The organism is Pseudomonas sp. IPO3747, from assembly GCF_013385245.1.
Lineage (GTDB): Bacteria > Pseudomonadota > Gammaproteobacteria > Pseudomonadales > Pseudomonadaceae > Aquipseudomonas > Aquipseudomonas edaphica.
The window spans coordinates 15673-36913 of sequence record NZ_JACAQL010000001.1 but is presented as its reverse complement, the minus strand read 5'-3'; the positions used below and the strand labels follow the sequence as shown (position 1 = coordinate 36913).

General features: G+C 59.2%; 19 protein-coding genes. 5 read left to right on the top strand and 14 right to left on the bottom strand.

The window, feature by feature from the left end; translation table 11 throughout:
• Positions 1-7: 7 nt before the first annotated feature.
• The 7 genes from HX790_RS00145 to HX790_RS00115 all read right to left on the bottom strand — a co-directional run bounded on the left by HX790_RS00145 (position 8) and on the right by HX790_RS00115 (position 5966).
• Positions 8-1306: a transporter gene (locus HX790_RS00145; protein WP_099549304.1), complete on the bottom strand. Its 1299-nt coding sequence runs from the start codon at positions 1304-1306 to the stop codon at positions 8-10.
• 49 nt (positions 1307-1355) lie between these two features.
• On the bottom strand, positions 1356-2105 hold the full coding sequence (locus tag HX790_RS00140) for a hypothetical protein (RefSeq protein ID WP_099549305.1): 750 nt from the start codon (positions 2103-2105) through the stop codon (positions 1356-1358).
• 37 nt (positions 2106-2142) lie between these two features.
• Positions 2143-2820, bottom strand: coding sequence for a C39 family peptidase (locus HX790_RS00135; protein ID WP_017138128.1), 678 nt, complete (start codon positions 2818-2820; stop codon positions 2143-2145).
• Positions 2821-2882: 62 nt separating this feature from the next.
• A complete protein-coding gene (locus HX790_RS00130) occupies positions 2883-3566 on the bottom strand; it encodes a hypothetical protein (RefSeq protein WP_017138129.1) in 684 nt (227 codons plus the stop codon).
• 67 nt (positions 3567-3633) lie between these two features.
• On the bottom strand, positions 3634-4197 hold the full coding sequence (locus tag HX790_RS00125) for an adhesin (protein WP_176991082.1): 564 nt from the start codon (positions 4195-4197) through the stop codon (positions 3634-3636).
• Complete coding sequence (locus tag HX790_RS00120) at positions 4194-4652, bottom strand: hypothetical protein (protein WP_017138131.1); 459 nt, start codon at positions 4650-4652, stop codon at positions 4194-4196. The genes HX790_RS00125 and HX790_RS00120 overlap by 4 nt, the downstream gene beginning before the upstream one ends.
• A gap of 318 nt (positions 4653-4970) precedes the next feature.
• Positions 4971-5966, bottom strand: coding sequence for a FecR family protein (locus tag HX790_RS00115; RefSeq protein ID WP_017138133.1), 996 nt, complete (start codon positions 5964-5966; stop codon positions 4971-4973).
• A gap of 152 nt (positions 5967-6118) precedes the next feature.
• Between HX790_RS00115 and HX790_RS00110 the strand changes: the two genes are divergently transcribed.
• Complete coding sequence (locus tag HX790_RS00110) at positions 6119-6388, top strand: PepSY domain-containing protein (protein WP_017138134.1); 270 nt, start codon at positions 6119-6121, stop codon at positions 6386-6388.
• Positions 6389-6407: 19 nt separating this feature from the next.
• Here the strand turns inward: HX790_RS00110 and HX790_RS00105 are convergent, their stop codons facing one another.
• On the bottom strand, positions 6408-11552 hold the full coding sequence (locus HX790_RS00105) for a dermonecrotic toxin domain-containing protein (protein ID WP_176991081.1): 5145 nt from the start codon (positions 11550-11552) through the stop codon (positions 6408-6410).
• 183 nt (positions 11553-11735) lie between these two features.
• On the opposite strand from HX790_RS00105, the gene HX790_RS00100 reads away from it, so the two are divergent.
• On the top strand, positions 11736-12773 hold the full coding sequence (locus HX790_RS00100) for an Ldh family oxidoreductase (protein WP_017138136.1): 1038 nt from the start codon (positions 11736-11738) through the stop codon (positions 12771-12773).
• Between the two features lie 33 nt (positions 12774-12806).
• Here the strand turns inward: HX790_RS00100 and HX790_RS00095 are convergent, their stop codons facing one another.
• On the bottom strand, positions 12807-13127 hold the full coding sequence (locus HX790_RS00095) for a YqjD family protein (protein ID WP_017138137.1): 321 nt from the start codon (positions 13125-13127) through the stop codon (positions 12807-12809).
• A 163-nt stretch (positions 13128-13290) separates the two neighbouring features.
• Here HX790_RS00095 and HX790_RS00090 point away from each other — a divergent pair, with 163 nt between their 5' ends.
• The gene (locus HX790_RS00090) at positions 13291-13545 is read left to right on the top strand and encodes a hypothetical protein (protein WP_003190904.1); all 255 of its coding nucleotides are present in this window, start codon (positions 13291-13293) and stop codon (positions 13543-13545) included.
• Here the strand turns inward: HX790_RS00090 and HX790_RS00085 are convergent.
• Positions 13538-14446: a LysR family transcriptional regulator gene (locus tag HX790_RS00085; protein WP_138453732.1), complete on the bottom strand. Its 909-nt coding sequence runs from the start codon at positions 14444-14446 to the stop codon at positions 13538-13540. The genes HX790_RS00090 and HX790_RS00085 overlap by 8 nt on opposite strands.
• An 81-nt stretch (positions 14447-14527) precedes the next feature.
• Between HX790_RS00085 and HX790_RS00080 the strand changes: the two genes are divergently transcribed.
• Positions 14528-15454, top strand: coding sequence for a carbon-nitrogen hydrolase family protein (locus tag HX790_RS00080; protein ID WP_176991080.1), 927 nt, complete (start codon positions 14528-14530; stop codon positions 15452-15454).
• A 107-nt stretch (positions 15455-15561) separates the two neighbouring features.
• Here the strand turns inward: HX790_RS00080 and HX790_RS00075 are convergent, their stop codons facing one another.
• The 3 genes from HX790_RS00075 to HX790_RS00065 are packed head-to-tail and all read right to left on the bottom strand — an operon-like array spanning position 15562 to position 18021.
• On the bottom strand, positions 15562-16113 hold the full coding sequence (locus HX790_RS00075) for a GNAT family N-acetyltransferase (protein ID WP_017138140.1): 552 nt from the start codon (positions 16111-16113) through the stop codon (positions 15562-15564).
• A gap of 5 nt (positions 16114-16118) precedes the next feature.
• A complete protein-coding gene (locus HX790_RS00070; RefSeq protein WP_017138141.1) occupies positions 16119-16580 on the bottom strand; it encodes an LEA type 2 family protein in 462 nt (153 codons plus the stop codon).
• A gap of 13 nt (positions 16581-16593) precedes the next feature.
• Positions 16594-18021, bottom strand: a complete 1428-nt coding sequence (locus tag HX790_RS00065) for a nucleobase:cation symporter-2 family protein (protein ID WP_017138142.1) — start codon at positions 18019-18021, stop codon at positions 16594-16596.
• Positions 18022-18255: 234 nt separating this feature from the next.
• On the opposite strand from HX790_RS00065, the gene HX790_RS00060 reads away from it, so the two are divergent.
• Positions 18256-19881 carry a methyl-accepting chemotaxis protein gene (locus HX790_RS00060; protein WP_176991079.1) on the top strand — a complete coding sequence of 542 codons (1626 nt, stop codon included), beginning with the start codon at positions 18256-18258 and terminating at the stop codon, positions 19879-19881.
• A 35-nt stretch (positions 19882-19916) separates the two neighbouring features.
• On the opposite strand, the gene HX790_RS00055 is transcribed toward HX790_RS00060, so the two are convergent.
• Positions 19917-21032, bottom strand: a complete 1116-nt coding sequence (locus HX790_RS00055; protein WP_176991078.1) for a Gfo/Idh/MocA family protein — start codon at positions 21030-21032, stop codon at positions 19917-19919.
• Positions 21033-21241: the final 209 nt, after the last annotated feature.

Here is a 21241-nt window from a genome sequence, read left to right as displayed (position 1 = left end):
ACTACTGCTAAAAGTAATACGGGAATTTCAGGCTGAACGTAAAGTCCGGCGCATCATCGGTCATCCCAATCGACAGGTTCGGTACGATCGTCAGGTTATCCGACGCCGCAATCGTCATGCCCACGTTGAAATACCCGGCGTTGGCATCGCTGGACACCACCGATTGCCAGTCCTGGCCGCTCTGCTTGACCTTGCTTTTACGTTGCACCAGGTCAGACACCGAGAACGACATGCTCATCTTCTCATTGAGCGCGAAGGCCACCCCGACACCGAGTTGGAAGCTGTCACCCAGGCTGACTTTGCCAGGGATCTTCTGATTGAGATTGGGGCTGATATCGCTGAACGAGTCTTCGAAGTTATGGGTGTAGGAAAGCGAGCCGAACAGCACGGCGGGGTCGAACGTCTTGACCAGCGAAATACCTGGCGTGACCGACCACACCCCGTTGCCGGTCGGCAGGCTTTCCGGCACGGCGAGGTTGTTATTGCTGGCTTGCTCGATCAGCTTGATGCCATAGGGTTCCTTGCCGGTCGGTGCCTTGACCCGCAGCGACACCACCGCATCCGGCAGGCTGGCGCTCTCATCGAGGAATTTATAGGCGATGCCGAAGTTGACATCACCAATGGTTGGGTCGCGGCTGACTGAGGCTTCCGACGTATTCTTGGCATCGCCGCCGGCGCCACCGGACTGGTAGGTCGCTTCGCGATACACCACCGGCACGTTCAGGTCGAACTGCCAACGGTTGTCCAGGTTGTAGCGGCCGGTGAGGTCCAGGGTCCAGCTGTCCGACTTGATCCGGTCCAGGTTGATATTGCCCAGGAAGATCGAGTCCAACGCCAGAAAGCCGTTGAGTGACAATTGGCGCGCGTCGTAGCGGGCATAGGTGAGTCCGGTTTCAAAGCTGAACTTGCCATTGCCGAAAAAGCCGCTGGCCTCGTTGTACAAGTTGCTCACACTTTGTGCCGGGGCGGAATCGTCCTTCAGGCTTTGCCCGTACGAGCTGTTACCGGCTGCACCGCCGGACGCTGCGCCCGCGCCGACGCCGGCCACTGTCGTACCGCCTTTCTGGAAGTCGGCAGGCGACTTGGCCAGGCGTTTGGGCGTAGGTGTTGCGGGCTGATCTTCCACTTGCCTTACGCGTTGCTCCAATACGGCCAGTGCTTTTTGCTGCACTTCATAACGTTGCTTGAGCTCCAGCAGTTCCTGCTTCAGTGTTTCGATATCGGTATCCGGCGCGGCGTACAGCACCGAAGCGGGTAGGAGCGTACTCAAACAAATCACGGCACGTAACGATAAAGATCGATGCATGAAATAAGCCGTCCCTTTCTAATGCGTAAGTGTCGAGGCTCAGCGTAGTTCAATAACCGGAGGGGCGTAGGCCTTTGAGTTGATCCAGGTTCAGGTTCTGCGTGATGTTGTTCAAACCGTTGTTGCCCATGACCACATTAAGTTGGGTCATATTGTTCACGAAGTTGCTGTTGCCCTGAATAACCGTGCCTTGCAGCACATTACCGGCACCGATTTGCTGCACCACATTGCCCTGATTGTTATTGGCCTGGAGCGCCATTTGCAGGCCACCGTTTTTAGCCGTGACCGTCACTTGGCCGGCGGCTGTGCCTCCGGTGATCGGCTGGCCGGCAATCAATGCCTGACCCGACTGCACGTAGTTGGCGGGCGCCAGGCCGTTTTTCGTCACGTTGATATCCACGCCGTTGTTGGCCGTGTTGCCATCGCCCGCTGCGCGCACGCTTTGCGTGACACCCTGGCCGGTGCCGAGGCCGGCACCGCCGACGACGGTGCCCTTGCCGTCAGGCTGTTTGATCACGCCGGTGCCGTCGTTACCGGTGATTTGCACGTAGAATTGCGGGGTGACGGTGGAAGCGTTGACTTGCATGTCGGCGGTGCCGGTCACGGTCGCGCCGGCGGCATTGGTCCAGGTGCTGCTCATCACAATGCCAAAGCTGATAATCCGCCCGGGCATCACATAGCGCCCGCGCAACTCGGCCATTTCCGCGTCCTTGAGCTCGATCGGCTTAAATGCCGAAGAAGCATAGGCAGGTGCTGCGGCTGCCAGGCACATGACCGTCAGCCAGCGTCGAGTGTTCATCGTTTGCTCCTGGAGCGTCCTGCTCCTTATTGCGCTTCTAGAAGAAGTCGCTCTGGATAAAACCGAAGTCCATCAATTCACTGTCGCGTACCGGGCTGAACTCGTTGAACTGGTTCTTGGCCGTCAGCGGCGCACGGGGTGTGAGCAAGGCGTTGGCCTTGTCGTAACCCTCACCGATCACCGCGAACACGATGCCGTTCCAGCCCTTGACGAAATCGTTCTTGGCATAGCGCTTGTTGCCCAGCACGGGGTCGCCGATATACACCCAGTCTTTGTCGGCCCGTTGCAGCACGACAAAGTGCTTGTAGCCACGAATGTCCAGCAACACCACCACCGGCACTTTCACGGTGACGAGTACCTCAGGCGTAATCCGGTAGCCCTTGGCGCGCATGTGGATGCTTTCCAGGTAGCGCTTCATGTCGAGCATCGAGAAGCCTTGGGTGCGCACCAGGTTCTGGTCGGCATTGACCAGCATGCCCTTGATCACGTGGTCTTCATCCACGTCCATCCAATAGGCTTGGCGCAGGATGGTTGCCAGCGCGGCGGCGCCGCAGCTGAAATCGGTTTTTTGTTCCACCAGGTTGGCGAATTTGCGCTCGCGGATGCTTTCGACCTTCTTGTACACCACCGCGCCGTTTGGCATGACAACGGCCATTTGCGCCGCCCAGGTCGGGCCGGTGAGTGCGAACAAGAGGAGGGCAGCTGTGAGGCGCATGATCGTATGACCTGCTGGACACTGGAAATAAAAAGGGCCTTGTTGCCAAGGCCCGATCTGGATCAGAAGCGAGTGATTGCTACGTTGTTCTGACCTTGGTTGTTGCTGCCCGACAGAACGTTGGAGTTCGATACCCCAGAGCTGTAGTTCATCGAGTTGTTCACGCTGGCGTTGTTGACCACCGGTTTGGTGCTGCCCCAGCCGTGGCCGCTGGCCAGGTTGAGGGTCAGGTTGCCCGACACATCCTGCACGCCAGTGACGGCTGCAGCACCGCTGTCGCCATTACCCGAGGCAATTGCAACGCTGTTGCTGCCTTGGTTGGAGGTGCCCGATGCGGCGTTCAGCTGAATCACGCCTGAAGCGTGGTTGCCACTGTCGTTAAGGGAAGCGTTGTTTCTAGTGCCGCTGTTGGCCACAAAGTTACCGGTGTTCGATTGAGCGGTACCGGTGGCGGCGAATACGAAATCCGCATCCCCGGAAACGATGGCAACGTCGTTTTTGCCTTGGTTGTTGTCGCCGCTCAGCACGTTGCCGTTGGCCACGCCACTGATGTTGTTGTAGGAATCATTGGCCGAGGCGTTGTTTTTGGTTTTGTCATTAAGTACCACGTTGCCATGGTTGCTCTGACCGTCCTGTGTGGTCGCAGCAGCCGTGGTAGGCGCGTGATAACCGCCCGCTTGAGCAGCAACAGCCATGAGCGCAGCGAGAGCAAAAGCCAGTGGTTTAAGAGCCATTGAAGTTTTCATGGTGTATCTCCTTGCTTCTAATTAGTTGGTTAAGTGTTGGTACGGTCTAGCTATGGACTCAGCTCCATCAGTTGAGTCGTAAGTTCAGGGTGTTAGCCACTCGGTTCCCCACCCCGGCGCTCTGGTTGACCTGAACCACTCCACGGCTGCCGGTGAAGGCCTGGTCGTTGGTAACGACCTGGCGGCTGCCAGTGGTAGGGGTCAACCCTGAGTCGGTTGCAAGCGCAACGTTTTGTTGCGACATGACGCTGTCGTCGATGCTTTGCGGGCCAGCACTCACGCTGATGCGCACGGCATTGATCATCTGGTTCTGGGCCCCGGCGGACTGGTTGACACTCAGTGCACCGTTGCCATTACTGAAGGAGTTGCCCTGGATCGCAGCATTGGCGTTCAGGGAGCGGTCGGTGGGCGCGCCGCTGATTTTTTGCGTGACGGCGATGTTCGCCCGGGCATTGTGGCCCACCGCAATAGCGACGTTGTTGCTCAGTTGTTGCTGGTCACCCGCGGCCTGGTTGATCGTCACCACACCGTTGTACTGCTGGCCCGAGTTATCAATGGTTGCGTTGTTATTGCTGTCGGCCATCGCCGCTGTGCAACCGAGCGCTGCTAGAAGCATCCAGGAGTGGTTCATTTCATTGCTCCTCCCACCATGCCGCTGATGTTGTTCAGAGGGGCGAGCCCACTGGATATCGCACCGTTGACCGTGCCTGCAATACCGCTGCCGCTACTGCCGTGGCCGGCTGCTCCCGCTGCGCCGAGGTTGTTGGCGCCACCGAGAGAGTTCAAACCGGTAATGTCACCGTTTGGCATGATGCTGCGCGTAATGCTGGAACCGCTGCTGATACCGGCAATGTCGTTATCGCTGAGCTCATGGTTCATGGCGCGATTGACTTGGGCCGAGGGGTTGGCATTCACGGTATTGGGGTAGGGGTCTTGGCCGCGTGAGCGACCGATTGCATAAGGTTGAACCTGGCGTTCAACCACGATCACACCATCACCGGCCGCGAGCACTGGAACGCTCACGCTGGCACTCAGTGCACAGCTGATCAGCAGGAGGCTCAGTGAGCCCTTATTGTGTGTGTCCATGGCAGTGTTCCTTGTTCTTCACGCTGACCCTAAACAGCGTTATCAGGAACAGAGCAGAACGCGTGCCGCTTTTTATTTATTGTTTATATTCAGAGGGTTGGAGATAAAACGAGGCAAAGTGATGGCGGTGCTGTTTCAGGGTTGAAACAGTGTCGCCGTCAAGGGGCATGCCCGGCCCCGCCTCAAGGGTGTCTCAGCGATGTAACACTGCACGTGACAAAGCCATGAATGCGCACCGGGCGGGCGATTCAAGCGAGGGAGGTGTTTCAAAAATGGACACTTGGGCGCGAGCAAACTCGCCGTTGCCGGCTGGCAGACTCAGCCCTTGGGGGCTTTACGCGGTATGGAATTGAGGACCGTGTTGCCGTCCTGGTTCTGGGTCAGGTAGACCGGCAGTACCTTGGGCAGGGAAGGCACGAGGTTGTTGACCTCGTTGATGTTGTAGATGCCGCCGATGCGAATCGCCCCGGTACTGGCATCTGCCAGCATCACCGGTTTGTTCAGGTAGCGGTTGATCAGCGGCAACGCGTCCGTCAGGGCCAGGTTGTCGAGTACCAGTTTGCCCTGGCGCCAGGCCAGGGTTGAATCATTGGGGTTAATCGCAGCGATTTGCGGGGTGGCATCGCCCAGGTTGTAAGTGGCCTGCATGCCTGGGGTAAGGGGCACGCTGGCGTGCTGCTTGTCACTGGAAATCTGCACCGAGCCTTCAAGCAACATCACCCGCACCTGGTCTTCATATTTCCAGACGTTGAACTGAGTGCCGGTCACCCGAACCTGGCCTTCGCCCGCCTTGACGATAAACGGGTGAAGGCGGTCATGGGTGACTTTGAAAAACGCTTCGCCCTTGTTCAAGGTTACGCGGCGTTCATCCTTGTAATGGCTGTAGACCAGTTCGGTGCCCAGGTTCAATTCAACCAGGCTGCCGTCGCCGAGGGTGACTTTGCGCAAGCCCGTGTCGGCTTCGAAATGCTCATAGGAACTGGGCAACCAGCCCGCTTCCCAGCCGGTAAAGGCGGCCAGCGGCAGGGCGGCGAGGCATATCGCGGCGGCCACCGCGTAAGTGCGCAAGCGGCTGCGCGGTTTTAACGGCAGCACAACCGCAGCAGGTTCGCTGCGTGGCAGGTGGTCAGCCACGTCCCAGATTTCCAGCATGGCCGCATACTCAAAGGCATGCAGCGGATGGGCGTCGTGCCATTGTTCAAAAGCCCGACGCTCGCCCGCCGAGCAATCACTGGCATGCAGGCGCATGCACCAATGCGCGGCGGCATCGGTGATCGCGTCATAGTCGTCTTCTGAAAGGGGCTGTTGAGTCATTAAACCGTCCTGATTTCCCACATTCTAACCTCCCAAGGCGGATGGCGAGAACAGCCGTCATGGCGATTGCACATCAATTGGAACTTATTCTCGTTTGGAAACATCAGAAAACACAGGACACGAGTCCGTCATTCCCACAATGGAGAACGAATATGCTGAAGAAAACCTTAGTCGCCCTGTGTGCAACCACCGCACTGCTCAGCGCCGGCGCCGCCCTGGCCGATAAGCCGGGCGCGGGCTGGATCACCATCGAAAAAGCCATTGAAACCGCCAAGACCAAGGCCGGCTATGTCGAGGTCTACAAAGCCGAAGCCGATGACAACGGTTACTGGGAAGTCAAAGGGCGCAAGTCCGATGGCATCGTGTATGAAGCGCGTATCGATGGCGCCTCCGGCAACGTTCTGCGCGATCAGAAAGACTGACGCGACTGGCGGGGGCTGCTCAAGCCCCCGGATCCAAAACACGACCCAAGTGCGTAATCAAGTAAGTCACTGAGTCGGCATTGGCCAAAATCGTGTCAATGCGTTTGTCGGCGTTACTCATGAAGACGTCGCGGGCATCCTTGAGGTCCTTGGTGCCGGTGGTGTTCAGGACTTTTTGTCTAACGTGAGCCGTTGCAGTGTCAGGCCCATAGTCTTCCCATTGCGCCGAGTAATCATCCCAGGTCTTGAACAGCATCGTCGCGGGCGTCATGGTGGAGAGCGCGGTTCTTTGCAGGTCCTCCAGGGTTGTTTTGAGTATCTGGGCGCCCGGTTTGGCCGCGTTGATCAAGTCGGTGAACGGCCGCATCGAGTCAAGATAGGCGATGTCTTCAGTCTCGAGCTTCAAGTGCGTCAGTTCGTGAATCAGGGTACTCGCCCTGGCGTGGGCGCAGAGGTCAAAAGGTGAATTCAAACGGTTCTGGTAACTGTCCATACCTGGATCAAAGAACCGATTGAGCAGGTACAGCTTGCGCTCCCTGTCTTCAGGAATGACAAACGCGTATTGGTGCGCTGCACTGACACGGCTGGTCCCACTGACAAAACGCTTGGAGTCGGCGCTGGTCAGGGTCGGATCGCTCAGTTCATCCAATATCAGGTCGACTATTTTCTCGACTCTGCTCAACTGGTCAGGTGTCAGGCTGACGACACCGAATAATTCACCTAAAAAGCGGCCTGCCCGGCTATCGGGCGCACGCTGTTTTGCAAACTGAACGATGTTGCGTTTGCAATTGACGGTGTAATAGATCGCAACGTTTAACCCTTCTGTGATGACTTGGGCTTTCCAACTCGAGAGTGCGGCAATTTCGCGCATGCCCGTCGCCTCGATATTGATCGCTGCCCGTTCGCCGGCCCGCGTGTGCATGCGCGACATGACTTTGCCATATCGCGGGTTATGCAGGCTGAGGTCCAGCACCCATTTACCTTGTGAATTACGGCCCACATACGCGCCCACATGCTTATCCTTGGACAGGCGCCAGCGCTCGGCGGTTTTCTTCACCGCGTACACCTTGCCTGCCAGTGGCACATAGTCTTTCAAGCTCGCCTTGTCCATGTACACATGGCTGGAAGCACTCTGTTCCAGGTCCTTCAATGCGACATCGTGAGCTTCGAAAGGCTGCAACCCGGTACGCGCGGGTGCGGTGATATCCAGGGTCGTCAGGTGGGGGGCCGCGGGCAGGGTTTCGTCTGACAGGTTGGCTTGTGATACTTCCGTTTCGGTAGGCGGCGGGGCTTCGGTGCCCTCAAGCTCATTGTGCAGGGCGGCCAAATGAGCCACGCCGATGATGAAATCCTTCAGGCCGGCCTTCCACTGATGCAACTGCAATGCATCGGCTGAACGTTTGAACATTTTGTAGCTTCGCCACACCGCCAGCGGATACGCGAGTTTTCCTGCCATGAACTGAGCGGCTGCGGGGATGCCCTCGCGCAGCAGGTAGATGACCCTGTCCCAGAGCGATTTCGCGCCTTTCTCGAATTGGCAGGCGAGCATTTTGAGCAATATCTGCGTGTTGTCGTCGAACAGGTAGTGAAGGGCATTGCCGGTGACGACGGTCGAGGCCAGGCGGATATCGAGGGGGCGATGACGGTTGTTTTGCAGCAAATTGCGGTAGGTTGCCTGATGCGTCGCCTCCAGGTGCAGCACCACCCAGTCCTGAAGCTCTCCAGGCTTGGTCAATTCATCCAGCAGCGCTTGCTCGTTCGCATACTCCTTGAGTGTATGGTTTTCGCTGTAGGGCGCGTACAGCACCAGCGGCCCAGCGCTGCGGGTTGTGGGACCAATCAAGTACATCCCCAGCACCTTGGCCAGGGAAGCACCTTCGGTGGCAATCAACTCCAAGGGTCTGAACATTGCCGTTGCCCCGTCGAGCTCAGCCCGCGCCAGTGCGTCCGGCATGTCGAATACCTGCTGAACATGGCTCAGTGCCTGCGCCGTCAGCCGCTCCTGCAGCCTTTGCTCATGGGCGTATTGCAGGGTTTGCCAGGGTAACTGTCGGCAATACAGGCCTCGGCGTTTACGGCCTTCATCCGTGTTAGCGTCCAGGTGGCTTTGCAACAACTTCTGGTAAGCGCTGTTCAGGTCCAGTTGGCGCACCATTTGCACCACGGCACTGGCATCCAATGTGGCCGGCAAGGCAGTCGCGTTGCGTGAGCGTGGGCGGATGTTTTCGGCGTCCAGGTCGGGCCAATGCCGCAAAGCAAAGTCGGTCAGGCTGCAGACATTCACGTCGAGCGCCTGATGCAACGGGATCATTACATCATCGGGGTTCAGTGGCTGTTCGGGATAGCGTGCCTTGAGCAACGCCAGAAGTGCCGTGTGCGCATGCTTGCCGATAGCGGTGATGCCATTGAGGTAGTCTTTTTCGTCAGGCGCACTGTTGTGATACTGCTCAAGCAGCTCGGCTTGATGAAGCTGATCCTGAGGGGGTGCCAAACCCAGCCAGACGGGCAGAGCCTGTTGATGGGTCATGGCACTCGCCACCGCCCTGGCCCGTGCAAGGTTGGTCGGCGCGGCGTGTTCCAAGGCCGTTTCAATGTGGTTTTGCAAGGCGCGAGCGGCCCATTTGCTCGCAAGCAATTGGTCGATACCGTCCATGACGAAATCGCTGTAGGTTTTCAGACGATTATCCAGCAAGTTGTCGTCAATGCGTTGCAGTGGCCCCAGACCATATGCCTGATGCGGCGCACGCAAGGAAATAGCCAGGTTTTCCAACAGGGGCAAGCGCTTGATCGGGTGCTCCAGGCGCTGACTCATCTCCTCGCGCAAGGCTTGCACCGAGGCGAATACCTCATACCCGCGCCGAGGCGTCCAGAGCACCGCCTGGCCCGAACGCTGCGGGTCGATGCCTCCGCGTTCAGTCAGCACAAACAGGTTGGCAAGCGCATGGGCGGTGTCGGATGTGCCAATGTTCAGTGTCAAGGTGTAGGCGTCCGGAAGAAAGCCGTTCAGGCCGTGGCGGGTCAAGCGTGCAAGGCTGTCGGTGCGTAGGACGGTGTCAATCACTGCCTGGCTGTTGGGCGGCAGTGTTTTGCCCAACAGCCTCAGTTCGGCTTCACTGCGCAACCCAAGCAGCATCGAGTGCGCCTGTTTTTTGCTCATGTTGCTGAGGAACAGCAATGGAAGCTGGCGCATCTCGTGGTTGGCAAACACCTTCAAGACTTGATCATTGATCATGTTGAAAGTACTCAGGGTCATGCTGGGTAACTTCTGCGCCAGATGCGGCTCGAGCTTGCTGTAAAACCCGGTTGTGACACTGTTGGGAACGCGCGAGGCTTCATCGCTCAGGCGTTCAATGAAGTGTTCAACCATGCTCACAGACGTCAACGAAGGACGCTCCTCGCGCTCTTGGGCGCGGGTGGGATAAGTGTTGATATAGACCTCGTCGGCCTTGAGCGCCAGGCGTTGTGATTGCAGTTCTGCATTCAGGGCGAGGGTGACCATTGAGCGTAATGTCGGCTGATGTTTGCGCTCCGTGGCCAGTGCATCTTCAGTGGCACTGAGGCGCCGTAGCTGCACCTTGGCGTGTTCTGCCCGCACGGTGGATGGCCGGTCGTTGCCGCTGGTGACCGGGTGCGCCGTCCAGCGCCCTGCGGTTTCCAGCGTTGCGAGGCGGCTGTCCAGCATCGTGCGTATGTCCAGTGCGCAATCGAGCAGCGCATCCAGATTTATCTGGCCATCACTGCGTCGGTAAAGGTCCAGTGCGTGGTTCATATTACTGATCTGCTTGCCCGCAATGTCTTCGACCATGCCGGCAAAAACGTCACCCGCAATGGGGTGGGCGGCGATGTTAATCTGATCCAGGCCAATAAAGGTGTCGCGCTCATCCAGCGACAGGAAATTGAGCAGTTCATCTTCGTGGCCAGCGGCCTTGAGCATGCTCAATAGCGTGTCTTTGAGATCTTCCATGTCTTTGAGTACTTGTACCCCACGCGACTGCGTGTACAGGTAGGCGTGGCTCTCGCTGATCAATAGCGTGCTGGCCAGTTCCACATAGTGCTGGTAGGGCGCATGCAGGCGTACTTTTTCCACGCTTAGTTCGTTGGCGTGAGCGTTGCGGGCGCCTTGGTCTGGTAGAAACAATGCCTGAAGGGTGTGGCTTTCGTCGGCGTTGAGAATTTGCGCCTGACGCTTGAGCAAGACATCCAGGCGAAATTTATCCGCCATGACCTGGGTGAAGAGTTTCAGGCGTGAGGTTTCGTTGCCGATGTCCTCGTTCCAATAAGTCTTCAGCAGGCTGTCCAGCAGTTTTGCCAAGCTGCCGGATGTTTCTTTGATCAGGGTTTCCCAGTACTGCTGATCTTGTTCGCGTTCTACCGGGGTGAAGGCGCTGGTGACGTGTTTCGGGTTGAAATATTCACGGATCTGGTCCTGGGGCCAGGCATGTCTCACATAAAACTGCAGGAACGCTTCGCTCAATGGCAGGGAATTGACCCAGCGTCGCTGACCGCCTGCCGGGTCCTGGATAAAAAAATCGACCCGTGTATCGCGTTGATCCAGGTTGGGAAAGTACGAGCGCGCCATGATGCTGAGCAGCGTGGCAAGCATGCCGTACAGCGTGGGCGTCGTCTGCAGTTGCTCCAGTACGACGCGCACGTTGTCTTGCTGACAGGCCTCCAGGGCTTGCTCCTGGTCTTGCATGACGGCGCCTTCGACAAGGGTGGCGGTCAGCGTTATCGGCGTACTGGCGGGCAAGGCGTTGCGCTGTGCAATCGACAGAAAGCTCAACAATTGGACACGCTGCACCGCATCCGCCAGTTGCTCGGCGACGTCGACCAGCAGGCTGGCGTGGTCGTCAAACACCTGAATACCACCATAAGGCGTGTAAAGCAGTGCTTTGCCGTCGTCCGGGGCAGGGCTCATCAGAAAGGCGCCGGCAAGTGGAAAAGGCGGCTGGCCCGATACATTGATCAGCAGTCTTTCGACGCGCATGGGGTAGGTTTGCCGTTCGGGGTCGTTACGTGCGGCATCGCTGGCTTGGTACACCGTGTGCAGCCAATCGAGGTCTTTGACGGTCAGCCCCAGCGCGCGCTCACGGTCGGTCGGCGCGTTTCTTTTAATCGGCAGCAGGAATTCGTCAAAAAAATATGCGGGGGTTACGCCGGTCATGGGCTTGCTCCGTTAAGTAGGGGAGTGACAGGCTAGGGAGGCGTGACCGGAGGGCGGGGGTAACTATTGAGGCCCGTCGCAAGTTGACAGCAGGCACAGTGCGTGGTGTTTAATCGAACACTTGAATGTCCATTCGTTGCCTCTCCTAATCATAAAAACGCCATCATAAAAACGGAGCTTCAAATGTCTGCGCAGTCTCCGACAGTTGCCAAGGCTTCAACCGCAATCGGCTTCACCGAGTTAGTGGCCCTGCTACAACAGGTTTTTGTGCGGCACGGTACGTCACCGCAAGTGGCGGCGATCCTTGCGCACAATTGCGCCAGCGCTGAACGTGACGGCGCGCATAGCCACGGCGTGTTTCGCATTCCAGGGTATGTGTCGACGCTCAACAGCGGCTGGGTCAATGGCAAGGCGGTGCCCGTGGTTGAGGATGTGGCCTCAGGCTTTGTGCGTGTGGATGCCGATAACGGCTTTGCCCAACCAGCACTGGAGGCCGCGCGCTCGCTGTTAGTGCGCAAGGCGCGCAGCGCCGGGATCGCGCTGCTGGCGATTCGAAACTCCCATCACTTTGCGGCTTTATGGCCCGATGTCGAACCTTTTGCCGAAGAAGGTCTGGTAGCGCTCAGCGTGGTCAACAGCATGACCTGCGTGGTGCCCCATGGCGCGGATCGACCGCTGTTCGGCACCAACCCTATTGCTTTTGCCGCGCCGCGCGCCGATGGGCCACCCATCGTGTTTGACCTGGCCACCAGTGCCATTGCCCATGGTGACGTGCAGATCGCAGCACGCAAGGGCGAGCGTTTGCCGCCGGGCATGGGCGTGGACAGCTTGGGCCAACCGACCCAAGATCCCAAAGCCATTCTTGAAGGCGGCGCGCTGTTACCGTTTGGCGGGCACAAGGGTTCAGCGCTGTCGATGATGGTCGAGTTGCTGGCGGCGGCGCTGACGGGCGGCAATTTTTCGTTCGAATTCGATTGGGCCGATCATCCCGGCGCGCGCACACCATGGACCGGCCAATTGCTGATCGTGATTGACCCTGGCAAAACCGCCGGGCAAGGCTTTGCCGAGCGCAGCCAGGAACTGGTGCGACAGATGCATGCGGCGGGGTTGCGGCGGTTGCCGGGGGATCGACGTCATCGCGCACGGGCGAAGTCGCAGGAAACAGGCATCGAGATTGATGCGCAGGAGCTCAAGCAGTTGCAGGCACTGGCAGAAGGATAAAAGGGGCTGCGCTATCAGCGCAGCCCCTGTGGTTTAGCCGCGACGACCCAACAAAAGGCCGACCACCAGGCCAAAGCCTGCGGAAATGGCCACGGTCTGCCATGGATGGCCACCGATATAGTTTTCGGTGGCGTCCACCACCGGCTTGCTGCGTTCACGCACGTTGGACACCGAGTCCAGTGCTTGCTTGAGCTTGATAGCGACCTGCTCACGCAGCGTTTCACCTTCTTCGCCTACCAGCGAAGCGCTGCTTTTGAGCAGCTTGTCCGACTCTTCGATCAAGGCCGTCAGTTCACTGAAAGCTTGATCCTTGATTTGATCTTCGACAGCTTGGGCGGCAGTTTTGCGGGCCATTGTGTGACTCCTTGCGAGTGAATGTGGCAGTGAACAATGGAGTGTCGGGCTTGGCTAAAAGTTGCAGTTTTTTTGCCGTGAGCGGCTTACGGGCAAAATCCGGATCAGGATATTTCGACCTACAGTGTAAGATGTCACCTATTTGTGCAGCAGGTAATTCAACATGAGCTTCAATCTGGCCAACAAAACCCTTGCCGAACGCGCCGAACTGGAAGATGAAAAGTCACGCCTTTACGATCTGTGGCAAACCAACCTGGGTAAGGCCAAGGGCGAAGCTGCGCGTTTGTTCGGCGAGCGTGCCAAGCGTAAGGGCAAGTGGGCCGAATGGGTCCGTGCCGAGCTTGACGGCATGTCGCCGCCGGAGTTTTCCAACATGGTGCGCAGCGAAGTCAACAAACTGATGGCCGCCGCTAAGTAAAGCTGGCCACAATCGCTTCACGCACTTTGAGTAACAGCGGATCCAACTGTGCCTGGGTACGCCAGCCCAGCTCCACCGGGTAGCGTGGCAACGCCAGTGGGCAGGTCAGTACGCGCAGGCCGGTCATCTGCGCAATCGCTTCGGCAGCATGCCCGGGAATCGTCGCCACCGCCGCGCTGCCCTTGAGCAAAAACGGCAGCCCGGCAAAGTGACTGGTGGACGCACACACCTGGCGGCTCAACCCTTTAGCCGCCAACCCTTCATCGGTAATCCCGATAAACCCGCCCGACGACACCAGTACATGTTCGCGTGCCACGAATTCCTCCAGGCTGATGCCGTCTTGGCCCGGCGCCAGGCTGTGTGGGTCGACCAGGCAGCGGTAATCGCCTTCGCCCAGCACGTGCCGGCTCAACCTGCGCTCGGCAAAGCCGCCGGCGGTGATCGCCAGGTCCAGGCTGCGCTCGAGCAGGGCGCCTGCGACGATTTGGCTGTGGGTCTGGCGGAAAATCACCCGCAGATTCGGCGCGCGCCGGGCAATTTCTGCCATCAGCCGCCGGCCATGGGCAATCTCGAAGTCATCGGACAAGCCCAGCACCACCGAGCGGCCCTGATAGTTCGGGTTGGCCGGGTTGATCATTGCCAGGCTCTGCCGACAACGGTCCAGGGCCTCGCTGATCACCGGTTTCAACTGATTGGCACGCAAGGTCGGCGCCAGCCCACGCCCGGTGCGCACGAACAGTGGGTCGCCGTACACGTCACGTAACCGCCGCAGGCCGGCGCTGATCGCCGATTGCGTGACGCCCAGGCGCAAAGCTGCGCGGCTGGCGCTGGACTCGTCGTGCAAGGCTTCGAAGGTTTTCAGCAGGTTCAAGTCAACTTGGGCGATATTTATTTGGCTCATATCATTTAGCACTGATGGGGGCTTTATTCATGATTGCCCCTCGCCGGAGAATGGGCAACCCCTTTAACTGGAGTGAACCTGATGCCCATTTCTACCGTGGCGGCGTTGCAGATCGGATCCTTGCCGGATGGCAAGGCTGACACCCTGGCGCAGATCCTCACCTATGAGGACGCGATTGTGCGCAGTGGCGCGCAATTGGTGGTGATGCCCGAAGCGTTGCTCGGCGGTTATCCGAAGGGCGAAACCTTCGGCACGCAGTTGGGCTACCGCTTGCCGGAGGGGCGCGAAGCCTTTGCACGCTATTTTGCCAATGCCATCGATGTGCCGGGCGCCGAGACCGAGGCGCTGGCTGGCTTGTCCGCACGCACCGGCGCCAGCCTGGTACTCGGCGTGATCGAACGCAGTGGCAGCACGCTGTATTGCACCGTGCTGTATTTCGAACCCACCGGCGGCCTGGTGGCCAAGCACCGCAAGTTGATGCCCACCGGCACTGAGCGGCTGATATGGGGCACGGGCGATGGCTCGACCTTGCCGGTGATCGACGCGCAAGTTGGGCGTTTGGGCGGCGCGGTGTGCTGGGAAAACATGATGCCGCTGCTGCGCACGGCGATGTACGCCAAAGGCGTGCAAGTGTGGTGCGCGCCGACGGTCGATGAGCGTGAAATGTGGCAAGTGAGCATGCGCCACATCGCCCATGAAGGCCGCTGCTTTGTGGTGAGTGCCTGCCAGGTGCAGGCTTCGCCCGAGGCGCTGGGCACGCAGGTTGCCAACTGGCCGTCAGAGCGTCCGTTGATCGCCGGTGGTAGTGTGATTGTCGGGCCGATGGGTGACATCCTGGCCGGGCCGTTGGTGGGTGAAGAGGGGTTGCTGACCGCGCAGATCAACACCGATGATTTGGTGCGGGCGCGCTATGACTACGATGTGGTGGGGCATTACGCGCGGCCGGACATATTCGAGTTGGTGGTGGATGAACGCGCCAAGCCGGGCGTGCGCACACTGACTGATTAAACACGGTAAAAATGTGGGAGCTGGCTTGCCTGCGATGGCCTCAACTCGGTGTGCCTGATGTACCGAGGTGTCTGCATCGCAGGCAAGCCAGCTCCCACATCAGATCTTCAGCGTTTGGAAGATCTGAATGCCAACCACTCTTCGCGGGTAATCTCCCAAATGTCGCGTGGCAACGTACCTTCTACAAACTCACCCATCTGCGTGCGGATCAGGCGCATCCCGGTGCGCTCGGAAATCCGCCGCGACGCCAGGTTAGGCGCAGCCTTGGGCACGCGCATCCGCGGGCGTTTAAGCACATCGAACCAGTACTCCGTCACCGCCGCACAGGCTTCAGTCATAAAGCCCTGGCCTTGCCATTGCGGGCCCAGCCAGAACCCTCGGTTGTCATCTTGCTCGTCCGTCAAGTTGATATTGCCGATCAACTGTTGCGGCGCGTGTTTGAGGCGGATCGACCAGTGCCATTGGTCGCCACGGGCCATGCCCGGCAAGGCCACCTGTTCCAGGTAGCGGCGAGCGCCGTCCGCCGGGTACGGCCAGGGCACCTCGGCAGACAGGTAACGCACCACGTCCCAGTGCGCGAATTGCGCCTGGGTGTCCTCGGCATCCTCCAGGGTCAATGGGTGCAGGATCAGTCTTTGAGTAAACAACGTCGGTTGCATGGCCGTTACCAGGTCGCAGTGTTGGGCAGGTCCAGGGTGCCGCGTTCCACAAAGCGCATGGTACCGAACAGGCCACCTGCGAGTTTGCCGCGCAGTGTGTAAGGCAGGTTGTTCAGGCTTTGGGTCTGGCTGAGACCCAAGGTCTGACGCAGCACAGAAAACGCCGAAACGCTCACCGGCACCATCAGCACTGTCTCGGAAAAGCGTGGGATGCTTCCGGCCTGATCGCTCACGCCGGACGCCAATGGGCGCCCATTCACGTCCAGGTCCAGGGCCACACCACTGTAGTCGATCGCCGTTTCATTGGGGTTCTGCACCCGCAGCTTCACGGCGAAACGCACTTCCAGGTCCTGGCTTTGCAGCGGCTCGATACCCACCACACTGATATTGACCGGGTCGCGATTGGGGAACAGCGCACAGGCGCTCAAGGTCAGCAGCAGTAACGATAGAACCATGAGCTTGCGCATAACAAAGGTGCTCCTATTTCGTGACGTCCGGATCCTGCATGACCTTGAGGGTAGAGGACTCCGGATCAAATTCATCCTCTTCCAGCTCTAAGAACTCCTCCGGCAAGAAAATGTTCAGCAGGATTGCACAGAACGCGCCCACCGTGATCGGCGATTCAAAGATGTTGTGCAGCGCCTTGGGCAGGTCGCGCAGCACTTGCGGTACAGCAGCCACACCCAGGCCCATCCCCAGGGAGATCGCCACGATCAGCACATTGCGCCGGTGCAGCCCGGCTTCGGCGAGGATCTTGATCCCGGCCACGGCCACGGTGCCGAACATGATCAGCGTGGCACCGCCCAATACCGGTTTGGGCATCAGTTGCAGCACCGCGCCGATCATCGGGAACAACCCCAGCAGCACCAGCAGGCCGGCGATAAAGTACGCGACATAGCGGCTGGCCACGCCGGTAAGCTGGATCACGCCGTTGTTCTGGGCGAAGGTCACCATTGGCAGGCTGTTGAACGTGGCTGCCATCGCCGAGTTGAGGCCGTCGGCCAACAGGCCGGACTTGATGCGCTTGATGTACAGCGGGCCTTTGACCGGCTGCTGGGAAATCATCGAGTTGGCGGTCAGGTCTCCGGCAGCCTCCAGCGGCGAAATCAAAAAGATCACCGCCACCGGGATAAACGCCACCCAATCGAACGAGAACCCGTACTTGAACGGCACCGGCACGCTGATCAACGGCACCTGGGGCAGGGCGGCCAAATCCACACGGCCCATCATCCAGGCAACGACAAAACCCAGGGTCAAGCCGATCACGATCGAGCCCAGGCGCAGGAACGGGTTGCTGAAGCGGTTGAGGACCACGATGGTCAACAGCACCAGAGCTGCCAGCCCCATGTTGCCCGCTGCACCCAGGTCGCTTGCCCCAAAGCCGCCAGCCATGTCGGTGACGGCTACCTTGATCAGCGACAAACCCATCAAGGTAATGATGGTGCCGGTGACCACTGGAGTAATCAGCTTGCGCAGCTTGCCGATGAACTGGCTGAGCACCACCTCGATAAACGCGGCGAAAAAACAGATGCCAAAAATCGTCGAGAGAATCTCGTCGGTGCCACCGCCGCGCGCCTTGACCATGAACCCGGCGCTGAGGATCACGCTGATAAACGAAAAACTGGTGCCTTGCAGGCACAACAGGCCGGAACCCACCGGGCCGAATGTGCGCGCCTGCACAAAGGTGCCAAGCCCGGACACGAACAGCGCCATGCTCACCAGGTAGGGCACCTCGCTTTCCAGGCCGAGTACGCCGCCGACGATCAGCGTGGGCGTAATGATGCCGACGAAGCTGGCCAGCACATGTTGCAGCGCGGCAAAAATCGCCGCGGTGAAGTGCGGGCGGTCTTCCAGGCCGTAGATCAGGTCGGATTTATAGCGGGGGCGGGGAGCTTGAGCGTCAGACAAAGTGCAGGCTCGGGTCAGAAAATGGAGGCGCAGGATGCCAGAAAGTGTCGGCTGTCAGAAGTGTGAAAAAATATTTCGAAATGTGCCGATTAATTTCTCAAGCCTGCCGATAGCCTGAATAGGCCCACACACCAATTAAAACAGTGGCGCCTGACGGTCCGAGACGCGCGTTGCCGCTAACGGATTGTGTCGCGGCAGGGATGCGCGCCAACACTACTTCTTGAGAGCACCGCTATGTCCCTTCGTAATCTGAATATTGCACCTCGCGCTTTTCTCGGTTTTGCGTTCATTGCATTGCTCGTTGTGATTCTTGGCGTGTTTGCGGTCAACCGCATGGGTACGATCCGCCAGGCCTCAGTGGATATGGGGACCAACCAGTTACCCAGCGTGAAGTTCCTCGGCAACATGACCGAGAACGTACTGCGCTTGCGCATTCTCTCGTTCCGCATCTTGATCAACCGCGAGCCGGCCGCGCTCGAAGAAGCCAAAACCCGCGTGGCCGTGCTGGTCGACAAGGTCAAGCAGGCCCAGAGCGCCTATGCCGTTTTGCCGGCGGGTGCTGATGAGGCTGCTTTATACAAGTCTTTCACCGCCACGCTCGACAGCTATCTGGCCGCCCAGGCTGAAATGATGTCGTTGTCCCAGCAGAATAAAGTCGAGGAAATGCGCACCCTCATCAATACGCGCATCAAGGACGGCACCGACCTGATGGGCGAGCAACTGAACAAACTGATCGCCATCAACAGTGCCGATGCCGACACGGCCGGCCGGGAAGCTGAAGGCAGCTACCAGCAGGCGGTTACGGGCATCGTCATTGTGGCCGTCGCGGCGGCGCTCATGACGGTACTGCTCGCCTGGCTGCTGACCCGCAGCATCGTCACGCCGCTGCGCAAAGCGTTGGAAGTGGCCGAAACCATTGCCGGTGGCAACCTCACCAAAGTTATCGAAGATGCCGGCAAGGACGAGCCTGCGCGCCTGCTGGGCGCCTTGTCGGCGATGCAAACCAACCTGCGCCAGACCATCCAGCACATCGCCGGCTCGGCCACGCAACTGGCGTCTGCCGCCGAAGAGCTCAGTGCGGTCACCGAAGAAGCCTCCAAAGGCCTGCAACAGCAAAACAACGAAATCGACCAGGCCGCCACGGCCGTCAACGAGATGACCGCCGCCGTCGAAGAAGTGGCGCGCAATGCGGTGTCCACCTCCGAAGCTTCCAGCCAGTCCAACCAGGCGGCGCGGGAAGGGCGTGACCGCGTGGTGGAAACCGTCGGTGCAATCCAGACCATGACCCAGGACGTGCAAAACACTGCGTTGATGATTGAAGGCCTGGCAACCCAGGGCCGTGATATCGGCAAGGTGCTCGACGTGATCCGCGCGATTGCCGAACAGACCAACCTGCTGGCGCTGAACGCAGCGATTGAAGCCGCGCGCGCCGGTGAAGCCGGGCGTGGGTTTGCGGTGGTGGCCGACGAAGTCCGCGCCTTGGCGCACCGCACGGCGCAATCGACTCAGGAAATTGAAAAGATGGTCGCCGGCATCCAGAGCGGTACCGGTGAAGCCGTGCAATCAATGCAACAGAGCAACCAACGCACCCAGACCACCCTGGAGCTGGCCCGCGCGGCCGGTGTGGCCCTGGAGCAAATCACCCAGTCGATCAGCTTGATCAACGAGCGCAACCTGGTCATCGCCAGCGCCTCGGAAGAGCAGGCCCAAGTGTCCCGTGAAGTGGATCGCAACCTCGTCAACATCCGCGACTTGGCGACTCAGTCGGCGGCGGGTGCCAACCAGACCAGCGCGGCCAGCCATGAACTGTCGCGCCTGGCGGTGGATCTGAATGGGATGGTCGCGCGGTTCGTTATCTGAATTGAGCACACGGGGGAGCACGCCGCTCCCCTTGATCAGACCTCACCTACGTCGACCCAGCGCTCCTCACGGGCGGCCAGGCGAATCGCCGTTGCCAGCCGCTCGACCGCCCAGGCGGCTTCAAAGTCAGTGCCCGCTGCACCTTGCCCCGCCAACGCCATGACCAGCTCCTGCACTTCCAGGGTCTTCAATTCGTTGTAACCCAGTTGATGCCCGGCAGCCGGGCTGAATGCGGCATAGCCGGGCAGGGCGGGCCCGGCGAGCACACGCTGGAAACCGTCCTGGCCGGCGCGGCATACGCGCAGTTCATTCAAGCGTTCCTGATCGAACCCCAACGTGCCGCGAGTGCCGCTGATTTCAAAACTCAGGTGGTTCTTGTAGCCCTGCTTGAGCCAACTGCTGCTCACGGTGCCACGGGCGCCATTGGCGAAACGCAGCAGTGCATGCACTTGGTCATCCACTGCAATGGGTTTGAGCGCGTTGCTGCCTTTGACGGCAGGGCGTTGGGCATGCACGGTGTGTGTGTCGGCACACACGCTCACCACGTCGCCCACCAGATAGCGCGCCATCGACAGCAGATGGCTGCCCAGATCTGCCAGCGCGCCACCGGCATGTTCCACTTCACAGCGCCATGACCACGGCGAGGCCGGGTCGGCCATGAAGTCTTCGCTGAACTCGCCCTGGAAGCTGATGATCTCGCCCAGTTCGCCGTCGACAATCATCTGCCTGGCCAGGCCAATCATCGGGTTGTGCTGGTAGTTGTAACCGACCCGGGTGACCACGCCGGCAGCACTTGCGGCACGGCGCATGGCGTCGGCCTGTTCCAGGCTGACCGCCAGGGGTTTTTCGCAATACACCGCCTTGCCCGCCGCAATGGCCGCCATGGCCATGGGGTAGTGCAAGTGATTGGGCGTGGTGATGGCCACCACATCAACATTAGGGTCGTTGACCAGCGCCTGCCAGTCACCGTGGGCCTGGGCAAAGCCCCAGGCCGTGGCGCAACGTTGGGCGCGTTCGGTGTCGGCATCGGCCAGCGCCGCCAGCTTGAGGTGTACCGGCAGTTCGAACACCGCGCGGGCATTGTTGAACGCCAGCGCATGGGCGCGCCCCATAAAGCCTGTGCCGATCAAGCCGATTCCGAGTTCACGCATCGCCGTGGTCCTTTGGATTATTGTTGTCAGGAAGGCTATTAATGGAATAAAAATTCCCATAATTCAATAGATGGAATAAAAATTCATTAATCAGCCTGGGTAATGCAGGCATATTCAGGCCAACGCCAAAACCCGTCAGTTAACAAAAGATAACGTAGCGCCGATTGTCAGACGATTCCAAAGCCCGATAGGATGGCCCCTGCTTCCTC

Excerpts from the sequence above, each read along its gene's own strand:
- HX790_RS00140 (WP_099549305.1), bottom strand. The coding sequence starts at position 2,105 with ATGAACACTCGACGCTGGCTGACGGTCATGTGCCTGGCAGCCGCAGCA.
- HX790_RS00060 (WP_176991079.1), top strand. The coding sequence starts at position 18,256 with ATGTCCCTTCGTAATCTGAATATTGCACCTCGCGCTTTTCTCGGTTTT.
- HX790_RS00095 (WP_017138137.1), bottom strand. The coding sequence starts at position 13,127 with ATGGCCCGCAAAACTGCCGCCCAAGCTGTCGAAGATCAAATCAAGGAT.
- HX790_RS00110 (WP_017138134.1), top strand. The coding sequence starts at position 6,119 with ATGCTGAAGAAAACCTTAGTCGCCCTGTGTGCAACCACCGCACTGCTC.
- HX790_RS00120 (WP_017138131.1), bottom strand. The coding sequence starts at position 4,652 with ATGGACACACACAATAAGGGCTCACTGAGCCTCCTGCTGATCAGCTGT.
- HX790_RS00075 (WP_017138140.1), bottom strand. The coding sequence starts at position 16,113 with ATGCAACCGACGTTGTTTACTCAAAGACTGATCCTGCACCCATTGACC.
- HX790_RS00105 (WP_176991081.1), bottom strand. The coding sequence starts at position 11,552 with ATGACCGGCGTAACCCCCGCATATTTTTTTGACGAATTCCTGCTGCCG.
- HX790_RS00130 (WP_017138129.1), bottom strand. The coding sequence starts at position 3,566 with ATGAAAACTTCAATGGCTCTTAAACCACTGGCTTTTGCTCTCGCTGCG.
- HX790_RS00125 (WP_176991082.1), bottom strand. The coding sequence starts at position 4,197 with ATGAACCACTCCTGGATGCTTCTAGCAGCGCTCGGTTGCACAGCGGCG.
- HX790_RS00145 (WP_099549304.1), bottom strand. The coding sequence starts at position 1,306 with ATGCATCGATCTTTATCGTTACGTGCCGTGATTTGTTTGAGTACGCTC.
- HX790_RS00090 (WP_003190904.1), top strand. The coding sequence starts at position 13,291 with ATGAGCTTCAATCTGGCCAACAAAACCCTTGCCGAACGCGCCGAACTG.
- HX790_RS00135 (WP_017138128.1), bottom strand. The coding sequence starts at position 2,820 with ATGCGCCTCACAGCTGCCCTCCTCTTGTTCGCACTCACCGGCCCGACC.
- HX790_RS00055 (WP_176991078.1), bottom strand. The coding sequence starts at position 21,032 with ATGCGTGAACTCGGAATCGGCTTGATCGGCACAGGCTTTATGGGGCGC.
- HX790_RS00100 (WP_017138136.1), top strand. The coding sequence starts at position 11,736 with ATGTCTGCGCAGTCTCCGACAGTTGCCAAGGCTTCAACCGCAATCGGC.
- HX790_RS00080 (WP_176991080.1), top strand. The coding sequence starts at position 14,528 with ATGCCCATTTCTACCGTGGCGGCGTTGCAGATCGGATCCTTGCCGGAT.
- HX790_RS00070 (WP_017138141.1), bottom strand. The coding sequence starts at position 16,580 with ATGCGCAAGCTCATGGTTCTATCGTTACTGCTGCTGACCTTGAGCGCC.
- HX790_RS00115 (WP_017138133.1), bottom strand. The coding sequence starts at position 5,966 with ATGACTCAACAGCCCCTTTCAGAAGACGACTATGACGCGATCACCGAT.
- HX790_RS00085 (WP_138453732.1), bottom strand. The coding sequence starts at position 14,446 with ATGAGCCAAATAAATATCGCCCAAGTTGACTTGAACCTGCTGAAAACC.